Here is a 17206-nt window from a genome sequence, read left to right as displayed (position 1 = left end):
CCGATGGCACCGGCGCGCTGCCGTGGCGTTGCTGGCCACGGCGCCAGGCATCTGCGCGGCGCAGGAAGGGGAGGCCGGGACGGTCGCCGAACTCGAAGCAGTGACCGTCACCGGCACGCGCGAGCGGGCCTATCGCGCGGTGGTGGCGCCCACTGCCAACAAGAGCGATACCGCGCTGAAGGAAACGCCGTTCTCCATCCAGACCGTGACGCGCGAGCTGATCGAAGACCGTGGCGTGTTCACGCTGGGCGAGGCGATTCGCACCGTGCCGGGTGTGACACCGCAAGTCGGCTGGGGCGGCAGCAACGACCGCTTCCGGCTGCGCGGCTTCGCCACCTCGGCCAATCTGAAGAACGGCTTTCGCCGCAGTGTCTTCGCGCCGGTCGACGAGATGGTCAATATCGAGCAGATCGAAGTGCTGAAGGGCCCGGCGTCCGCGCTCTATGGCCGTTTCGAGCCGGGCGGCGTGGTCAATCTGGTTACCAAAAAGCCGTTGGACAAGCCGCGGCACAGTGTCGAGCTCACTGGCGGCAGCCATGATTTTCGCCGCGTGACGGTGGACAGCACCGGACCGATCAGCGATACGCTGAGCTACCGGATCACCGGTTCCTGGCAGGACAACCGCAGCTTCCGCGATTTCGTCGATGCCGAAACCGCGTTCGTATCGCCGGTACTGCAATGGAAGCTCGCGCCGCAGACGCGGCTGACCGCGGAGTTCGAGTTCGGCCGTCGGCGCTCGGCATTCGACCGCGGCTTCGGCAACAGCCCGCTGTTTCTTGGCGTGCCGATCCATTACAACTATGGCGAGCGGGACGCGCGGCTGGACAACGACAGCGCGCTGGGCTCGCTCGTGCTCGATCATCGCTTCGACAACGGCTGGGAACTGCGCGCCGGCGCCCAACGCTCGTACGCGCGCACCGATGCGGTCTGGTACCCGTATGGATTCCCGCCGATCAGCGGCGCCGATGGCCCGGACCCGCAGGTCAACCGCCGCAAGCAACGCAATATCGATCGGCAGACCGATACCACGCTGATGGCCGAAGCCTCGCGCCGCTTTCAGACCGCCGGCATCGGCCATCGCGTGCTGATCGGCGCCGATTACAACTGGGACGAATGGGACTTCAGCGCTCAGGCCAACGTGGGGCCGGGCGGCTTTCCGGTCAATCTGCCGATCGATCTCTACCACCCCGTGCATGGCGCCACTGCCGGGCCGCTGCTGCCGTACGATGCTTCTCGTTACACCGGCCGCAATCTCGGCCTGTATGCGCAGGACGAGCTGCAGTTCGGCCCGCATTGGCGCCTGCTGCTTGGGCTGCGCTACGATCGTTCGCGCTCCAGCGCGCGGGCGCAGTACCTGCAGGCAGCGGACACGCTGGTCCGGCATGACGATGCGCTGTCGCCGCGCGCGGGCCTGACGTGGACGCCGGTCGAGGCGGTGTCGTTCTACGCCAGCTGGGCGCGGTCCTTCCTGACGGAGCCCTCCGGCGGCATGCTGCGGGCTGGCACGTTGCCCGCGCCGTCGCGTGGCAAGCAGACCGAAGTCGGCGCGAAGTTCAGCCTGCTGGACGGCCGGCTCGAGCCGACCGTCGCGCTGTTCGATATCCGCCGCAGCAACGGCGTGGTATCGGACCCGGAGGACTTCAACTATGTGATCCAGGTCGGCGAGCAGCGCAGCCGCGGCTGGGAAATCGACGTACCGTTCAGCATCACGCCGCGCTGGCGGGTGCTGGCGAGCTATACGCAATACAAGGCCGAGATCGCCGCGGACAGCAATCCGGCGCTGGTCGGCAAGCTGCTGGCCAATGCGCCGCGCCGCACCGCGAGCATCTGGACCACCTATGACTTTGCCGGCGTCGCATCGGGCCTGAGCGTCGGCATCGGCGCGACCTATGTGGGCGAACGGCAGGCCAATACCGAGAACACCTTTGCCTTGCCGTCGTACACGCGGTGGGATGCCAATATCGCCTATCGCTTCGGCAAGGCGCGGCGCTACAAGCTGCAGCTGACCGTGCAGCACCTCGGCGATCGCCGCTACTACGACTCGGGCGGCGCGTTCGTGCCGACCTATCCTGGCGCGCCGCGCACGGTGTTCGCCAGCTTCGGAGCGACGCTGTGACGGTGCTGGCCACCACGGGCCTGTTCGCCGGCCACGGCGGACGGCCGCTGCTCGGTCCGCTCGATCTGGCCATCCCGAGCGGGCGTTTCGTCTGCCTGCTGGGCGCGAACGGCGCGGGCAAATCGACGCTGATCCGCACGCTGTGCGCAATGCAGGCACCGGTTGCAGGACAGGTGCATCTGGACGGCGAGCCGATCCACGCGATGCCGTCGGCGCAGCGCGCGCGGCGCCTTGCGGTCGTGTTGACCGAGCGGGTCGACGGCACGCTGATGCGCGGCTACGAGCTTGCCAGCATGGGGCGTTATCCCTATCTGGGCTGGGCGGGCCGCCTGAGCCCGGACGACCATCGCATCGTGCATCAGGCGCTGGTCAGTGCCGGTGCACTGCCGCTGGCGGATCGGCTCGTCGCCGAGATGTCCGATGGCGAGCGGCAGAAGATCATGATTGCGCGCGCCCTGGCACAACAGCCGCGCCTGCTGGTGCTCGACGAAGCGACGGCGTTTCTCGATCTGCCGCGTCGCGTCGGCACCATGCAACTGCTGCTGGATCTGGCACGCGAGCGCGGCCTGGCGGTGCTGCTGTCCACGCATGACCTCGAACTGGCGTTGCGCTATGCGGACGAGCTGTGGCTGATCGATGGCAAGCGGCAGCTGCATGTGGGCGCGCCAGAGGACCTCGCGATCGCCGGCACGCTGGGTGCGAGCTTCGCCGCCGATGGGCTGGACTTCGATCTCGAGCGCGCGGAGTTGCGGGTGGGACGGGCCGGCACGCGCGCGGTCCGGCTCGAAGGCGTGGGACTGCGCGTCAGCTGGGCCGCGCGGGCGCTCGAGCGGGCAGGGTATGTGCGCGACGCCTCGGCGACGCTGACGGTGCATGCCGATCCTTCTGGCTACACGGTGGCGGGCGACGGCGACGGCGATGAAGTCACGCGCTATGCCACGCTGGGCGCGCTGGTGGAGGCGCTGCGCGTGGCGTCGGCGCGGACCGGACCTGCCTCTGCCGCGGAGGCGGTGCGGTGAGCCGACGTTGGGCCGCTATGGCGCTCGCTGCCGGCCTGCTATGCGGCTGCACGCGCCTCGACGCGCCTGCGCGAGCCGCATGGCCGGAGCTGGCCGTCGGACCCGGCGGTCCGGGCGTCAACCTCGATGCGGCCTGCGTCGCGGACTATCGACCGGGGGTCGATTACTTTCCGCAGAAGACCGCCTTCTCGCATTCGTCCCAGCTGCAGGTCGAATACGGCCCGCACTACAAGCGCGTCCGCTTTACGCCGAGCGTGGCGACCGGCGAGCGGCTCGAATATCTGCTGGTCCAATGTGGCACGCCGGTGCCGCCGCATCCTGCCGACGTACCGGTGATCCTGGTGCCGATCCAGCGACTGGTCACCGGCAATGCGGCGATGCTGGGTGCGCTGGACGAGCTCGGGCTGGTGGACCGTCTGTATGGCGCCGAGAACGTGCGCAGCGTGACGGTGCCGTCGGTGCGCGCACGGATCGAGCAGGGCCTGGTCCACGATATGTGGGGCTATGGCCATGCCTCGATCGAGCAGGCGATGTCGGTGCAGGCGGACGTCTACCTCAGCTTCTATTCGGCCTATCCGCAGGGCAATATGCATCCGCGACTGTGGGAACTGGGCGTGCGGGCGATTCCGCAGGCCGACCATCACGAGCCGCATCCGCTCGGCCGCGCCGAATGGCTCAAGCTGCTGGCACTGCTGACGAATCGCGAGCAGCGTGCCAACGATCGCTTTGCCTCGATCGAAGCCGCATACGGCAGACTGTCGGCGATTGCCGCGGGCGCGACGCGCCGCCCCATGGTGATGTCCGGTTTTGCTGCGGGCCGCCATCGCTTCGAGACCTTCGGCGAGCACAACCAGCGTGCCCGGCTGATCGCGGACGCCGGCGGACGCTATGTGCTGGACGGCGGCGGCACCGGCAGCCTGGTCTATCTGCCGTTCGAGCGCGTCTATGCGATGGGGGCCAGCGCGCCGGCATGGCTCGGCACGATGGGCGGGCAGGCCAGTATCGAGGCGTGGATCGCTGCCAACCCGCTGCATGGGCGTTTTGCCGCGGCGCGCACGGGCAATGTCCATGCGTGGGACCGCGGGTATACCGGAGCGTGGGCGTATCCGTACCAGGACCACAGCATGACGCGGCCGCATATCCAGCTGGCCGAAGCCATCGCCGCGCTGCATCCCGAACTGGCCGGCGAAGCCGCCGGCGTTATCGAGCCCACCGGGGCCGACACGCCTGCCCCTCGCCCGACCCCTCAATTCCTGCGGAAACTACCGTGACGACCCTGATCCACGCTCCCGCCGCGGCGGCAACACCACGCGGATCGAGCCCGCGCGCCGCGCTGATCTTCGCGGGCCTGATGCTGGCCGCACTGCTGCTGCTGATTGCCGAGCTGACGCTTGGCGCGGTCGCCGTGCCGTTCTCCGCGGTGCTGCAGTCGCTGACCGGGCAGACGGTGGAAGCGGCGGTGTGGCGCGATATCGTGCTCGGCTTCCGCTTGCCGCGGGCGGTCAACGCGATGATCAGCGGCGCCGCGCTCGGCGTGTCTGGGCTGCTGTTGCAGACGCTGTTCCGCAATCCGCTGGCCGACCCCTTCGTGCTTGGCATCGTGCATGGCGCGCGCCTCGGTACGGCGCTGCTGGTGACCATCGCCGGCGTCGCCGGCAATGCGTTCCTGCTGCGTTATGGGCTGGTCGGGGATCTTGGCATGGCGCTGGCATCGATCGCTGGCTCCACCGCCGTGCTGGCCCTGCTGGCGGTGCTGTCGCGGCGGGTCGGCACGGTGACGCTGCTGATCACGGGCCTGATGCTCGGTTACCTCGCGGTGGGGCTGATCAGCGCGTCGATGCACTTCATCGACGAAACGCAGGCCCGCGCGTTCAAGGCCTGGGACGATGCCAGTTTTGCCGGTGCCACGCGGCGACAGCTCGAGATCCTGGTGCCGGGCGTGGCGATCGGGCTGCTCGGCAGCCTGCTGCTGGTCAAGCCGCTCAATGGCCTGCTGCTCGGCGAACGCTATGCGGAATCGATGGGCATTCCGGTGGCACGGGTCAAGCGTGCGGCCTTGCTGGCGACGGCATGGCTGACCGGACTGGTGACGGCCTTCTGCGGGCCGGTGGCGTTCCTCGGACTGGTATCGGCACAGCTGGCGCGCGCGCTGTGGCGCTGCGCCGACCATCGCGTGCTGCTTCCCGGTGCGGCGCTGGTCGGCGCGGTGCTGGGCCTGGCCGCCGATCTGGTGGTGCATCTGCCGTGGAGCCGGCATGTGTTCCACCTGAATGCCGTGATTGGCCTCGTCGGCGCGCCGGTGGCGCTGTACATGCTGTACCGGACCAAGGCCCTGCATCGCGCCGACTGACCTGTGGGAGGGTCCGGTGCCGTCCAGGCTATTCGCCTGAATTGCCCACCACCAGAAAGACGGCGCTGGTACTGGCGACCGGCCGGCCATCGACGCTGATCAATGCCTTGGCAAAGGCGAGGCGGGAGCCGGTCTTGACGATATCGACATGGGACTCGATCCAGTCGCCGGGCCGGGCGGCGCCGACATAGTCGATGCTCAGATTGGCTGTCGTCATCCGTAATGGCGGCTGCTGCGATGTCGCGGTGACATAGCCGAGCGAGACATCGGCCAACGTGGCGATCAACCCCCCATGGACAGTGCCGGAGGCATTGGTGTGCTTCTCCGCGACTCGCAGGCCGATCGTGAATCCCTGTGCCTGCTCCTTGTAGAAGTAGGGCCCTGTCGCATCGAGGAATGGGCTGGTACGAAATAGCGGCCGATAGCCCTGCGGCGGGTCTGCGTGCGCACGGTTCGCGGCGGTGGAAGCGCATTGAAGCGGGGAGGTGGGCTGATTCATGGTGTTCCCTTGCGGTGGAGTTGGCCAGAATCAGGGCGCACGAGGCTTGCCCTCACGCTGAAGGGCAGAGGCGCTCGCGCTCTCTTTCATCCGGACTATCACCGTCGGCTTCGGATTGGGACCGAATCTGCTGACCCCGGCATTGGCATGGCCAACGACTGCCGGGCGCTCGCGGGCTAGTGCGCCTGTCGACGCCATCACCGCCGGTAGGGACTTTCACCCTGCCCTGAGAACGCTGCCGCGTTGGTGCCAATCGCGGCGGGGAAATCATACAACGGCGTCGGCGAACGGAAGGCCAGCATGGTCTTGGATGAAACGCAATTAACCGCCAAAACTTTCCAAACACCGCGAACACCGGCTCGTAGCAGTAGGGTGGGTTCGAAACCGCCCATCGGCGACAACGCTAGAATGCAAACCTTCGCGCCGCGCCGCGGCCACGCCATTCCATTCGCATCACGGCATGATCAAAACGACCCTCGCGGTGCTGGCTTTTTGTTTCGGGGCATCCGCGCACGCCGCCGGCGACCCACGCGCCGGCAAGGCGGCGTTCGACCGCCGATGCGCGTCCTGCCACAAGGTCGGACCGGCGGCGCGCAGCGGCTTCGGTCCGCAGTTGAATGGCATCGTCGGCCGCAAGGCGGGCGCGGTCGATGACTACCCGTACTCGAGCGCGATGCGTGCTTCCGGCATCGTCTGGTCCGACCAGACGCTGGCCGCGTTCCTGCGTGCGCCGGAACAGGTGGTGCCCGGCAACAGGATGCGCTTCTGGGGAATCGGCAGCGCGCAACAGATCGACGATTTGCTGGCGTACCTAAGGCGGTTCCAATAGTCTCGCTGTCGTGCCGATTGCTACCAAAGGAGAGTCCCACGATGTTCAGCCATGTCACCGTCGGCGTTGCCGATCTGTCCCGCGCTGGCCGGTTCTACGATGCCCTGCTGGCCCCGTTGGGTTTGCGCCAGCGTCCCGTCGTGCCGGACGGCGGTCCCGCCGCGCTGTGTTGGGTCCGGCCGGGTGAGGCGCTGCCTCGCTTCTACGCCTACCATCCCTTCAACGGCCAACCGGCTACCGCCGGCAACGGCAGCATGGTGTCGTTCCTGGCACCGTCGCCGGAGGCGGTCGAGCAGGCCTATGCGGCGGCCATGGCCGCTGGTGGCACCGACGAAGGCCCGCCGGGGCCGCGTCCGCACTACGGCGACGGGTATTTCGGCGCCTATCTGCGCGATCCGGACGGCAACAAGGTTCAGGTCGTCCATCGCGGCGATCTGCCTGCGGCTGCCGGCTGACGCTCCGCTTGCCGCGGTTTTTTTCCGCAGCAGCGGCACATCGCGGACGCCGAGGTGAAGGCGGTCAGCGATGGCGGGCAATAGGGGTGGGTGGTTGGCGCCCTAGTCCAGAAACAGGTCCGCAATCACCGAACGCAGCCAGCGATTGGCCGGGTCCTGGTGATAGCGCTCGTGCCAGTGCTGCTTGATCGAAAACGTCGGTAGCGGGAAGGGCGGAGCCAGCGCCTTGACGTTGGCGATGCCCATCAGCATCTGCGCCACGCGCTCCGGCACGGTGGCGATCAGGTCGGTGTTGGCCAGCAGATTGCCCAGGCCGGGCAGTGTCGGCAGCGACAGCGCGACGTTGCGCGTGACCCTGCGCCGTTCCAGCTCGCGCTCCAGCAGATCATGCCCGGTACCGGCGGCCGTGATGGCGACGTGCTTCTCGCGCTTGAACAGCGAGACCGTCATGCGCCTGCCCACACGCGGATGGTCCTGTCGCACCACGCAGGCAAAGCCCTGGTTGAACAGGCGTTGCTGATAGAAGCCAGCCTCCAGCTCGGGCATGAAGCCGACCGCCAGATCGGACTCGCCGGTCTCCAGCTGCTTTGCCGTGTCCGTGGAGATCCGCATGACCTCCACGCGAATCGCCGGCGCCAGCGTATTGAGACGGTTCATCAGCCCCGGCAGAAACTGCAGATGGCTGATGTCGGTCATGCTGATGCGGAACGTGCGCTCCGAACGCGGCGGGTCGAACACCACCTGCTGCTGCGTGGCGGTCCGCAGAATCGCCAACGCCTGGCGGAACGGCTGGATCAGCGTCTCCGCATGCGGGGTCGGCAACATGCCCTCGGCGGTCCTGACGAACAGCGGATCGCCGAACTGCTTGCGCAGCCGGCCTAGCGCCAGACTGACCGAAGTTTGCGGCAGGCCCAGGTGTTCGCCGGCACGCGACACGCTTCGGGTCTTGTAGACCTCGTCGAACACGGCCAGCAGTTTCGTATCCATTATTAAGAATCCCGCTTGGGACTATGGGCGCCATTGCATGGACGACATAGTGCCATTGCCCTAATCTTGCCGCAAGGCGCCACCGGACAGCGCGCCGCCATCCATAAAAGACATCCTTGGAGACATGGCATGCAAACAGGCAAGCTGGGGAGATGGCTCGCTTGCACCGCGCTCGCCGCGGTATCGACGATTTCCCATGGGCAGGACTGGCCGAGCGGACCGGTGCGCGTGATCGTGCCGTTCGCCGCCGGTTCGACCCCGGACATCACCGCGCGGCTGATCGGGGAGCGGCTGACCGCGCGCCTGGGCCAGCCGATGGTGGTGGAGAACAAGGCCGGCGCGGCCGGCAATCTCGGTACCGATGCCATCGCCAAGGCCAGGCCCGATGGGCAGGTGATCGGCGTCAGCATTGCCGGCCCGCTGGCGGTCAATTCGCTGCTGTACAGCAAGCTGCCGTATGACCCGGCGCGCGATCTGCAGCCGGTGACCATCGCGACCAGCCAGCCGGCGGTGCTGGTGGTGGCCAGCCGCGTGCCGGCAGGCAATGCCGCCGAACTGCTGGCGCTGCTGAAGAAGCAGCCGAAGGCTTTGAGCTATTCGTCGATGGGTGCGGGCACGATCTCGCATCTGGCGATGGCGGCGCTGGCCGCACGCAGCCAGGCCGATCCGGTCCACGTGCCGTACCCCGGCTCCGGCGCAGCGGTCACCGCGGTGATCGCCGGCGACGTCGATATGGCGATCCTGCCGGCGGCCACGGTGCTGCCGCATGTGAAGAGCGGGCGCATCAAGGCGCTGGCGGTGGCCGGCGCGAAGCGTTCGCCATCGCTGCCGGACCTGCCCACGCTCGCGGAGGCCGGCGTCGCCGATGTGCAGGCCGACGCCTGGATCGGCTACGTGGTGCCGGCCGGCACGCCGGGGCCGATCGTCAAGCGGCTGCACGACGAGATCGTCGCGGTGCTGGCCGAGCCGGCGTTGCGCGAAAAACTGCGCCTCCAATATATGGACCCGGTCGGCAACACGCCCGACGCCTTTCGCCGCGTGATGGCGGACGACGTCGCGCGCTGGAAGCCGGTCATCGAAAAACACAGGATTCGGCTGGACTAGCATGGCGACAACGATGGAAGGACTCTCCGGACTGTCCGGACTCTCTGGGCTTTCTGCGCTTTCCCGCGGCGACACGCTGATCGAGGCGGGGCGTGAAGTGCCCGTGCTCGGCCCCTTCGACGTGGTCGTGCTGGGCGGCGGCCCCGCCGGTATCAGCGCTGCGGCTGCGGCAGCCTGCAACGGGGCGCACGTACTGCTGGTCGAGCGCTACGGCTTTCTCGGCGGCATGGGCACCGCCGCGGGCGTGACCAACTTCTGCGGCTTGCATGCCAATGTGTTTGGCGAAATTCGCCAGGTCGTACACGGGGTCGCCGACGATCTGCTGATGCGCATGCGCCAGCTCGATGGCCTGAACGACCCCCATCTGGTACTCGGCAAGATCTACGCGCAGGCCTACGACATGTCGGCGTTCAAGTGCGCCGCGGACGCGCTGCTGGCAGACCATGGCGTCCATCTGCTGTTCCATGCGCTGGCCGCCGGTGTCGCGCGCCATGCGGATGGTAGCCTCGACGCGCTGCTGCTCGAGACCAAGTCCGGACGCGTGGCCGTGCGCGCGCGCTGCTTCATCGATGGCTCGGGCGACGCCGATATCGCGCACTGGGCCGGTGTGCCGACCGAAAAGGGCGACGCCGAAGGCCATATGTTGTACCCCACGCTGATGTTCCGCGTCGGCAACGTCGACGCGGAACGCGCGGGGGAGGCCTGGAAAACCATTCCGGCGCTGATGGATCAGGCCGAGGCCGCCGGAGAATTCCGCTTTCCGCGGCGTGGCGCGGTGGTCCGCCCGCAGAAGCATCCTTACGAGTGGCGCGTCAACGTGACGCAACTGCGCAAGCTCGATGGCTCGGCGACCGACGGCACCGATGCGCAATCGCTGAGCGAAGGGGAGATCGAGGGCCGCCGGCAGATCGTCGAATATCTGCGCTTCCTGCGCGCCAAAGTGCCGGGCTTCGAAAACGCCTATGCCCTCGATGTCGCCCCGCAGCTGGGCATTCGGGAGACGCGCCGCTTGATCGGCGAGATCATGCTGACCGCGGAGGACGTGCTCGGCTGCGCGGATTTCCCCGATTCGATCGGCGTCAACGGCTGGCCGCTGGAGAAGCATGTGGCCGGCGACGTGCAATGGGTCTGGCCGCCGATTCCGGATTCGCGGGGCTACAGCCAGCTGCCGTACCGGATGCTGTTGCCGCGGCGCGCGACCGCGGGGGGCGTCGACAATCTGCTGGTGGCGGGCCGGTGCGCGGCGATGACGCACGACGGGCAGTCGGCCGCGCGCGTGTCCGGCGCCTGTTTCGTGATGGGCCAGGCGGCGGGCACCGCCGCCGCGCTGGCCGTGCGCGATGGCAGATCGCCGCACGATATCGATGTCGACGAACTGCAGGCGTTGCTGGTCGGGCAGGGGGCCTTTCTGGGCGAAGGCAGAGGGCAGCGCCCTTAGCTTTGCACCGCCGGCACGGCGGGTTGGCTGGCCCCATGCCCGCGGCCCAGCACCAGCATCGTCAGACCGGCCAGCACCGCCGGAATGCCGACCAGCACGAACAGCGCCGGCATGCCGAGCCCCAGCGACAGCATCGCGCCGCCGCCGACGGAGCCGACCACCGAGCCGATGCGTCCGACGCCGTTGGCCCAGCTGACACCGGTCGCGCGGCAATCGGTGGGGTAGTAGGCCGCCGACAGCGCGTTGGCGCCGACTTGCGAGCCCGATACGCAGAAGCCGGCCCAGAACACGGCGACGGCGGCCAGCATTGGGCTTGCCGTCACGTTGCCGATGATGGCGGTGAACAGGCCGGCCAGCGTGTAGCTGGCGGCGAGCACATAGTGGGGGTTGCGCCGGCCCATCAGCCAGCCGAGCACGATGGCGCCCACGGTGCCGCCGACCTGGAACATCGCGGTCACGAGCGCGGCATGCTTGAGCGAGATGCCGGTGCTGCGCAGCACGGTGGGCAGCCAGCTCGACAGCAGATAGATCACCAGCAGGCTCATGAAGAAGGCAAACCACAGCAGCAGCGTGCCGCGCAGCAGATCCGGGCGGAACAGATGCCAGACCGGCGAGCCAGCGCGCGTGCGCGGCGGCACCATGAAGCTGGCGTCGCGCAAATCGGCGTTAGGGGCGATACGCCGCAGCGTGGCGGCGACGCGGTCGAGCTGCTTGCCCATCGTCACCAGATAGCGGACCGATTCCGGCAGCAGCGCCAGCAGTACCGGCACCAGCAGCAGCGGCAGCACGCCGCCGACCACCAGCACCGAGCGCCAGCCATACGACTCGATCAGGCCCGCGGAGGCCATTCCACCTAGCGCCGACCCGATCGTGAAGCCGCAGAACATCGTGGTCACCAGGAACGAGCGCCGTTTGTCGGGGCAATATTCCGAGGTCAGCGTGATCGCATTGGGCATCGCACCGCCGAGGCCCAGGCCCGTGATGAAGCGCAGCGCGATCAGTTCCCACAGCGAGTTCGACCACGCCGACACCAGGCTCGCCATGCCGAAGAACAGCACGCTGAATACCAGCACGGTCTTGCGGCCGTAGCGGTCCGACAGCGGGCCGAACAGAAAGGCGCCGCCCATCAGGCCGGCCAGCCCTGCGCCGAAGAGCGGTCCCAGTTGTGCGGGACTCAAATCCCACTCGGCGCGGATGGCCGGTGCAATAAAGCCGATCGCCGCGGTGTCGAAGCCGTCGATGGCGACGACAAGAAAACACAGCACGACGATCAGGATCTGGAACGGCGATAACGGCGCTTCGTCGATGAAGCGCGTGACGTCGATGGCGGCGGGGCGCGGCATGGTTGTCTCCTGGTTCTGGTCTGAGCGGATGTGCGCGGGCGCCGCCGTCTCCTTGCGGAGGCGGCGGGGCAAACGATCCGACGAATGTTGCTGCTGGGCTGGCGTCTGGCCCTAGCGTTGGCCCGGCGCGTTCAGGCAGTCCGCTGCCCGCCAGCCATGCAGCCATGCCAGCGCGTCATAGAACTGCTCCTGCGTGCGGCCGACCCACAGCGAATTGCGCACCAGCCGTTCGACGCCCTTGGCGTGGTAGATCCGGCCCATTTCCCGGGCGGAATAGAGCACGCGCGCGGTGCGTGGAATCCGGACCTTGTCGTACAGCGCGAACGCGGCCGCGAAGTCGCCGTCGCAGTGCTCGACCGCGGCGCCCAGCGTCACCGCGTCTTCCAGCGCCTGGCAGGCGCCCTGCGCAAGGTATTGCGTCATCGGGTGCGCGGCGTCGCCCAGCAGCGTGGCGCGGCCGAAGCTCCAGCGCTCGACCGGATCGCGATCGGCGGTCGCCCACCGTTTCCATGAGGTCGGGCGATCCAGCATCTGATGCGGACGCGGATGAATGCCCTCGAAGTACGACAGCACTTCCTCCTTGCTGCCCTCGCGAACGCCCCAGACCTCCTGCTCGCGGCTGTGGAAGGTCACCACCAGGTTGTATTGCTGGCCGCCGCGCAGCGGGTAGTGGACCAGGTGGCAGTGCGGGCCGGCCCAGACCACGGGCGCATTGATCCGCAGGTCCTGCGGCATGTCTTCCAGTTCGACCACCGCGCGGTAGACCACATGGCCGGTCACGCGCGGCTCGTCGCCCAGCAGCACCTGGCGGACCGCCGATTTGACGCCGTCGCAGCCGATCACCGCGTCGGCGCGGTGCCGTTCGCCGCGCTGGTCGATCACGGTGACGCCGTTGTCATCCTGCTCGAGGCCCTCGACCCGCTTCGCGGTACGGAAGCGGATCAGCGGATGATCCTGTACCGCTTCGAGAATCGACAGATGGATGTCGGCACGATGGATCACGGCATACGGGTTGCCGAAGCGCTCGCGATAGCGTGCGCCGACGTCGACCACCGCGACCTCGCTGGCGTCGACGGCGTCCATCAGCATCAGGTGGTCGGTGAATACCGAGCGGTTGCGTGCCGCCTCGCCGACGCCCAGCGCGTCGAGCGCGGCAAAGGCGTTGGCCGCGAGCTGGATGCCCGCGCCGATCTCGCCGATCTGCTCGGCCTGTTCCAGCAAATCGACGCGGATGCCCTGACGCGCGAGAGCCAGCGCCGCGGCCAGGCCGCCGATGCCGCCGCCGACCACGATGACCTTGCGGTCCTGTTGTGTTGTGTTCATCGATGTCTCCTGACCCGCTCTCCGGGCTGCGGTGCGCTCAGCGCTGGTAATCCGGTTGCTGGCGCGGTTCGGCGGCACGGAAGGCCGGATGCGCGGCCGCATGGCGGTAGACCGCCATCGTCAACGGAAAGCGCTCGGTATCGCAGCCCATCCGCTGTGCGTTGGCGATCTGCGGCACGAGGCAGCAATCGGCCAGCGTGGGCTGCGCGCCGAAGCACCACGGGCCGGCGGGGCGCCTCGTCAGCAGGCGCTCCACCATGGCCAGGCCCTCGTCGACCCAGTGCCGGTACCACGCATCCTTCTGCTCCGGCGAGACGCCGAGCGTGTCCTGCAGATAGCGCAGCACGCGCAGATTGTTGACCGGATGGATATCGCAGGCGATCGCATACGACAGCTCCAGCACGCGGGCCCGCGCCTCGATGTCGGCGGGAATCAGCCGCGGTTCCGGATGCCGCGCATCGAGGTAATCGACGATCGCCAGCGATTGCCCCAGATGCAGTTCGCCATCGACCAGCGCCGGCACGCTGGCGGAGGGGTTGATCCGCTCGACATACTGCGCGTCGCGATGCGCGCCGTTCCGGATATTGACCGGCACGTAGTCGTAGGACAGTCCTTTCAACGCGAGCGCGATGCGCACACGGTAGGAGGTCGAGCTGTTGAAGAAGCTGTGCAGCTGCATGATCGGCTTCCGCTCAGACGATGCGCACCGACAGCTCGCCCAGCCCCTGCACGCCGGTCACCATCTGCTGTCCTGGCTTCACCGCGCCGACGCCCTCGGGCGTGCCGGTAAAGATCAGATCGCCCGGTTCCAGACGGAAGTACTGCGACAGGTAGGCCACCGTTTCCGCGACCGACCAGATCAGATGCGAGACATTGCTGCGCTGGCGCGTTTCGCCATCGACGGTCAGCCACAACTCGGCCTGCTCGGGATGGCCGACATCGCTGGCGCGATGCAGCGGGCCGACCGGTGCCGAGGCATCGAACGCCTTGCCGATCTCCCAGGGGCGGCCCATCTCGCGCATCTTCATCTGCAGATCGCGGCGGGTCATGTCGAGGCCGACGGCATAGCCCCAGACATGATCGAGCGCGTGTTCGACCGGAATATCGCTGCCGGCCCGGCCGATCGCGGCGACCAGTTCGGCCTCGTAGTGATAGTTCTGCGTCTGCGACGGGTAGGGCAGCGACAGCGTTTCGCCATAGGCGACCGGAATCACCGCGTCGGCAGGCTTGCAGAAGAAGAACGGCGGCTCGCGGTCCGGATCGAAGCCCATTTCACGGGCATGCGCGGCGTAGTTGCGGCCGACGCAGTAGACGCGGCGAACGGGGAAGCGGTCGTCGCTGCTGCCGGCAACCGGAATGGCGACGGTCGGCGCGGGATCGAAAACATAAGGCATGGGTAGTCCTTGCGGGATCGTATCGTTCAGGAATGGGGGCGCGGCGGGGAGGGCGGCCATGCGTCAGGCGCGCACCGCTGCCCCTTCGGCAAGCTGTCAGAGCCGTTCTTCGCGCAGCAGATTCAACGCACTGAGCACCGGGCGATCGGAATAGCTGAACAGCACCGCGTCGTCGACGCAGGCCAGCTGCACCGGCTGCCACGATGGCGCGACGAAGATGTCGCGCGGCTCGAACTGGAATTGCATCTCGCCGATGCGCGCGGTACCGCGGCCTTCTACGACGCTGTAGACCGTCGCATCGGTGCTGCGATAGGTGCGGCCCTGGAAGCCGGCCGGCAGGAATTGCATGAAGGTGGCCATGGTAGGCATGGGCCAGCCGCCGGTAGCGGGATTGACGTAGCGCAGCTTGACGCCGTCCCACGCGTCGAGGTCGCCATGGCGATAAAGCTGGTCGAGCGCCTCGCGCGTTCTCGCATACGGATAGCTGAAGATCGGCGAAGTGCCGCCCGTGGGCTGATGACGCACCGGCACCATGTTGTTGCCATAGCGGGCGAAGCTGTTGCCCTCGGGGCGCGTGACCGGCTGCACGGCTTCGGGGTAGCTCTCTGCGAATCCGGCATCGAGCTGCTGCAACAGCGGAATATCGAGTCCGTCGAGCCAGACCACCGGCTCGCCGCCGTCGGCCTCCAGTGGATTGCCGTGGTCATGCCAGGTCCACGACGGCGTGATGATGAAATCGCCGGGATGCATGGTCGTGCGTTCGCCGTCGACCGCGGTCCACGCGCCCTGGCCCTCGACGATAAAGCGCAGCGCGGACTGCGTGTGCCGGTGGCTCGGCGCGATCTCGCCGGGCAGGATCAGTTGCAGGCCTGCGTACAGCGTCGAGGTAATGCTCGATTTGCCGCGCAGCCCGGGATTTTCCAGCACCAGCACGCGGCGTACCGCTTCCTCGGCGCTGATTACCGAGCCGGCCTGCATCACCAGCGGGCGGATCTGCTCGTATTTCCAGATCGCCGGCTGCGCCTTGGGCTGGGGCTGCGGCGGCACCAGCGCGTGCAGCGATTCCCACAGCGGCGTCATATGGCTGCGCCCGATCTGCTCGTAATAGGCCGCGCGGGCGATATCCCGCTTGCTGTTCGACATCGAGGTCTCCAATCGAGAAAGCACCGGCGGATCGGCTCCCCTCTCCCGCTTGCGGGAGAGGGGCTGGGGGAGAGGGAAGCCTGTCCGCGTTTTCGTTTGATGAGACTCTAGCCGCGCAGGTATATTTCGGAAAATGAATAATTGATCTGATCCATACGCATATGGATATGGCTGGGAGGGTTTTCCCTGATGGATTGGACGCACCGGCTACGGCTTCGCAACTTGCAGATGCTGTTGAGCCTGGCCGAGACCGGCAATATGAGCCAGACCGCGGCGGCGCTGAATACCACGCAGCCCGGCCTGTCGAAATGGCTGCGCGAGCTGGAGGAGGACATCGGCCTGCCGCTGTTCGAGCGCCACGCGCGCGGGCTGCGGCCGACGCCGTATGGCGAATCGCTGATCGAACATGCGCGCCGCATCGAAGCGCAGCTCGATAGCGCGCGCGACGATCTGCAGGCGCTGCGCGATGGCGGCAGCGGCCTGGTGGTGATCGGGACCTCGGGCGCTTCGGCCGCCGATACGGTGCCGCTGGCGGTGGTCCGGCTGCTCAAGGCGATGCCCGGCGCGCAGATCCGCCTCGTCGAAAGCACGATGGACGAGCTGATGAGCCGGCTGGCGCGCGGCGAGCTCGATATCGTCGTCGGCCGCTCCGCGCCGGAATTGCAGGATGCGCGCTTGCGTACCGAGGCGCTGTACATGGAGCCGATCCACTTCGTCGCGCGCCCCAAGCATCCGCTGCTGTCGATGGCGGCGCTCGACTGGGCCGCGCTCGAATCGTTTCAATGGGTGATCTGGCCGCGCGGCACGCCGATCCGCAATGCGCTCGAATCCGCGCTGGCCGCCGCGGGGCGTCCCTTGCCTGCGCGCTGCGTCGAATCCAATTCGACGATCCTCAATCTGACGCTGCTGAACCACACGAACATGATCGGCGTCGCCTCGCACCGCACCGCGCGCCGGCTCGAGGATCTCGGTGCGCTGCGCATCGTGCCGCTGCGGCTGTCGGGCTTCGGCTCGGTGTCGATGTATTGGCGCGAGGACAGTTTCCGTCGCGGCGCCGTGGTGGCCGCGCTCGATGCCTTGCGGGAAGCGGCCGGGGGCGGCAGCGTATGACGCCGGTTTGCAGGGAGCGCCGAACGCGCGCCGTGCGGATTGGATAAGATGGCGCCGGCCGGTTTCCGCCGGCATTGCATGTGCACGACAACAACA

General features: G+C 67.7%; 16 protein-coding genes and 1 riboswitch. Of the genes, 9 read left to right on the top strand and 7 right to left on the bottom strand.

Annotated features, from left to right (window positions below):
* The first annotated feature begins 22 nt into the window (after positions 1–22).
* The 4 genes from J5T34_RS21380 to J5T34_RS21365 are packed head-to-tail and all read left to right on the top strand — an operon-like array spanning position 23 to position 5485.
* Entirely contained in the window at positions 23–2116 is a 2094-nt protein-coding gene (locus J5T34_RS21380) for a TonB-dependent siderophore receptor (RefSeq protein WP_208582909.1), read from the top strand.
* Entirely contained in the window at positions 2113–3135 is a 1023-nt protein-coding gene (locus tag J5T34_RS21375) for an ABC transporter ATP-binding protein (protein ID WP_208582908.1), read from the top strand. The genes J5T34_RS21380 and J5T34_RS21375 overlap by 4 nt, the downstream gene beginning before the upstream one ends.
* Positions 3132–4406 (top strand): ABC transporter substrate-binding protein, encoded by a 1275-nt coding sequence (locus J5T34_RS21370; protein ID WP_347880682.1) that lies wholly within the window; start codon positions 3132–3134, stop codon positions 4404–4406. Before J5T34_RS21375 ends, J5T34_RS21370 begins: the two co-directional genes overlap by 4 nt.
* Entirely contained in the window at positions 4403–5485 is a 1083-nt protein-coding gene (locus tag J5T34_RS21365) for a FecCD family ABC transporter permease (protein ID WP_208582907.1), read from the top strand. Before J5T34_RS21370 ends, J5T34_RS21365 begins: the two co-directional genes overlap by 4 nt.
* 28 nt (positions 5486–5513) lie before the next feature.
* Here J5T34_RS21365 and J5T34_RS21360 read toward each other — a convergent pair whose 3' ends face one another.
* On the bottom strand, positions 5514–5984 hold the full coding sequence (locus J5T34_RS21360) for a PaaI family thioesterase (RefSeq protein WP_208582906.1): 471 nt from the start codon (positions 5982–5984) through the stop codon (positions 5514–5516).
* Positions 5985–6058: 74 nt separating this feature from the next.
* Positions 6059–6222: riboswitch (FMN riboswitch) on the bottom strand.
* A 222-nt stretch (positions 6223–6444) separates the two neighbouring features.
* On the opposite strand from J5T34_RS21360, the gene J5T34_RS21355 reads away from it, so the two are divergent.
* Together J5T34_RS21355 and J5T34_RS21350 are read left to right on the top strand one after the other, a co-directional pair.
* A complete protein-coding gene (locus J5T34_RS21355; RefSeq protein WP_208582905.1) occupies positions 6445–6813 on the top strand; it encodes a c-type cytochrome in 369 nt (122 codons plus the stop codon).
* A 41-nt stretch (positions 6814–6854) separates the two neighbouring features.
* Positions 6855–7268, top strand: a complete 414-nt coding sequence (locus tag J5T34_RS21350; protein WP_208582904.1) for a VOC family protein — start codon at positions 6855–6857, stop codon at positions 7266–7268.
* A gap of 102 nt (positions 7269–7370) precedes the next feature.
* Here J5T34_RS21350 and J5T34_RS21345 read toward each other — a convergent pair whose 3' ends face one another.
* Entirely contained in the window at positions 7371–8255 is an 885-nt protein-coding gene (locus tag J5T34_RS21345; RefSeq protein WP_208582903.1) for a LysR family transcriptional regulator, read from the bottom strand.
* Positions 8256–8384: 129 nt separating this feature from the next.
* Here J5T34_RS21345 and J5T34_RS21340 point away from each other — a divergent pair, with 129 nt between their 5' ends.
* The gene (locus J5T34_RS21340; RefSeq protein WP_244259127.1) at positions 8385–9359 is read left to right on the top strand and encodes a Bug family tripartite tricarboxylate transporter substrate binding protein; all 975 of its coding nucleotides are present in this window, start codon (positions 8385–8387) and stop codon (positions 9357–9359) included.
* 13 nt (positions 9360–9372) lie between these two features.
* Positions 9373–10797 (top strand): FAD-dependent oxidoreductase, encoded by a 1425-nt coding sequence (locus tag J5T34_RS21335; protein WP_244259126.1) that lies wholly within the window; start codon positions 9373–9375, stop codon positions 10795–10797.
* Here J5T34_RS21335 and J5T34_RS21330 read toward each other — a convergent pair.
* The 5 genes from J5T34_RS21330 to gtdA form a co-directional block, all read right to left on the bottom strand.
* Positions 10794–12140, bottom strand: coding sequence for an MFS transporter (locus J5T34_RS21330; protein WP_208582902.1), 1347 nt, complete (start codon positions 12138–12140; stop codon positions 10794–10796). The genes J5T34_RS21335 and J5T34_RS21330 overlap by 4 nt on opposite strands.
* Before the next feature lie 111 nt (positions 12141–12251).
* Positions 12252–13463 carry a 3-hydroxybenzoate 6-monooxygenase gene (locus tag J5T34_RS21325; protein WP_208582901.1) on the bottom strand — a complete coding sequence of 404 codons (1212 nt, stop codon included), beginning with the start codon at positions 13461–13463 and terminating at the stop codon, positions 12252–12254.
* Between the two features lie 37 nt (positions 13464–13500).
* The gene (gene maiA / locus J5T34_RS21320) at positions 13501–14142 is read right to left on the bottom strand and encodes a maleylacetoacetate isomerase (protein WP_208582900.1); all 642 of its coding nucleotides are present in this window, start codon (positions 14140–14142) and stop codon (positions 13501–13503) included.
* Positions 14143–14155: 13 nt separating this feature from the next.
* On the bottom strand, positions 14156–14857 hold the full coding sequence (locus J5T34_RS21315; protein ID WP_208582899.1) for a fumarylacetoacetate hydrolase family protein: 702 nt from the start codon (positions 14855–14857) through the stop codon (positions 14156–14158).
* A gap of 96 nt (positions 14858–14953) precedes the next feature.
* On the bottom strand, positions 14954–16000 hold the full coding sequence (gtdA, locus tag J5T34_RS21310; RefSeq protein WP_208582898.1) for a gentisate 1,2-dioxygenase: 1047 nt from the start codon (positions 15998–16000) through the stop codon (positions 14954–14956).
* A gap of 189 nt (positions 16001–16189) precedes the next feature.
* On the opposite strand from gtdA, the gene J5T34_RS21305 reads away from it, so the two are divergent.
* Positions 16190–17110, top strand: coding sequence for a LysR substrate-binding domain-containing protein (locus tag J5T34_RS21305; protein WP_208582897.1), 921 nt, complete (start codon positions 16190–16192; stop codon positions 17108–17110).
* Positions 17111–17206: the final 96 nt, after the last annotated feature.

The sequence above is a fragment of the Cupriavidus gilardii genome (genome assembly GCF_017598945.1).
Lineage (GTDB): Bacteria > Pseudomonadota > Gammaproteobacteria > Burkholderiales > Burkholderiaceae > Cupriavidus > Cupriavidus gilardii_E.
Note: the sequence above shows the minus strand (reverse complement) of the source record. Positions and strands in the feature narration are given on the sequence as shown.

Bases quoted from the DNA above. Each gene is read 5' to 3' on its own strand.
- J5T34_RS21360 (WP_208582906.1), bottom strand. From the start codon at position 5,984: ATGAATCAGCCCACCTCCCCGCTTCAATGCGCTTCCACCGCCGCGAAC.
- J5T34_RS21355 (WP_208582905.1), top strand. From the start codon at position 6,445: ATGATCAAAACGACCCTCGCGGTGCTGGCTTTTTGTTTCGGGGCATCC.
- J5T34_RS21350 (WP_208582904.1), top strand. From the start codon at position 6,855: ATGTTCAGCCATGTCACCGTCGGCGTTGCCGATCTGTCCCGCGCTGGC.
- J5T34_RS21345 (WP_208582903.1), bottom strand. From the start codon at position 8,255: ATGGATACGAAACTGCTGGCCGTGTTCGACGAGGTCTACAAGACCCGA.
- J5T34_RS21340 (WP_244259127.1), top strand. From the start codon at position 8,385: ATGCAAACAGGCAAGCTGGGGAGATGGCTCGCTTGCACCGCGCTCGCC.
- J5T34_RS21335 (WP_244259126.1), top strand. From the start codon at position 9,373: ATGGAAGGACTCTCCGGACTGTCCGGACTCTCTGGGCTTTCTGCGCTT.
- J5T34_RS21330 (WP_208582902.1), bottom strand. From the start codon at position 12,140: ATGCCGCGCCCCGCCGCCATCGACGTCACGCGCTTCATCGACGAAGCG.
- J5T34_RS21325 (WP_208582901.1), bottom strand. From the start codon at position 13,463: ATGAACACAACACAACAGGACCGCAAGGTCATCGTGGTCGGCGGCGGC.
- maiA (WP_208582900.1), bottom strand. From the start codon at position 14,142: ATGCAGCTGCACAGCTTCTTCAACAGCTCGACCTCCTACCGTGTGCGC.
- J5T34_RS21315 (WP_208582899.1), bottom strand. From the start codon at position 14,857: ATGCCTTATGTTTTCGATCCCGCGCCGACCGTCGCCATTCCGGTTGCC.
- gtdA (WP_208582898.1), bottom strand. From the start codon at position 16,000: ATGTCGAACAGCAAGCGGGATATCGCCCGCGCGGCCTATTACGAGCAG.
- J5T34_RS21305 (WP_208582897.1), top strand. From the start codon at position 16,190: ATGGATTGGACGCACCGGCTACGGCTTCGCAACTTGCAGATGCTGTTG.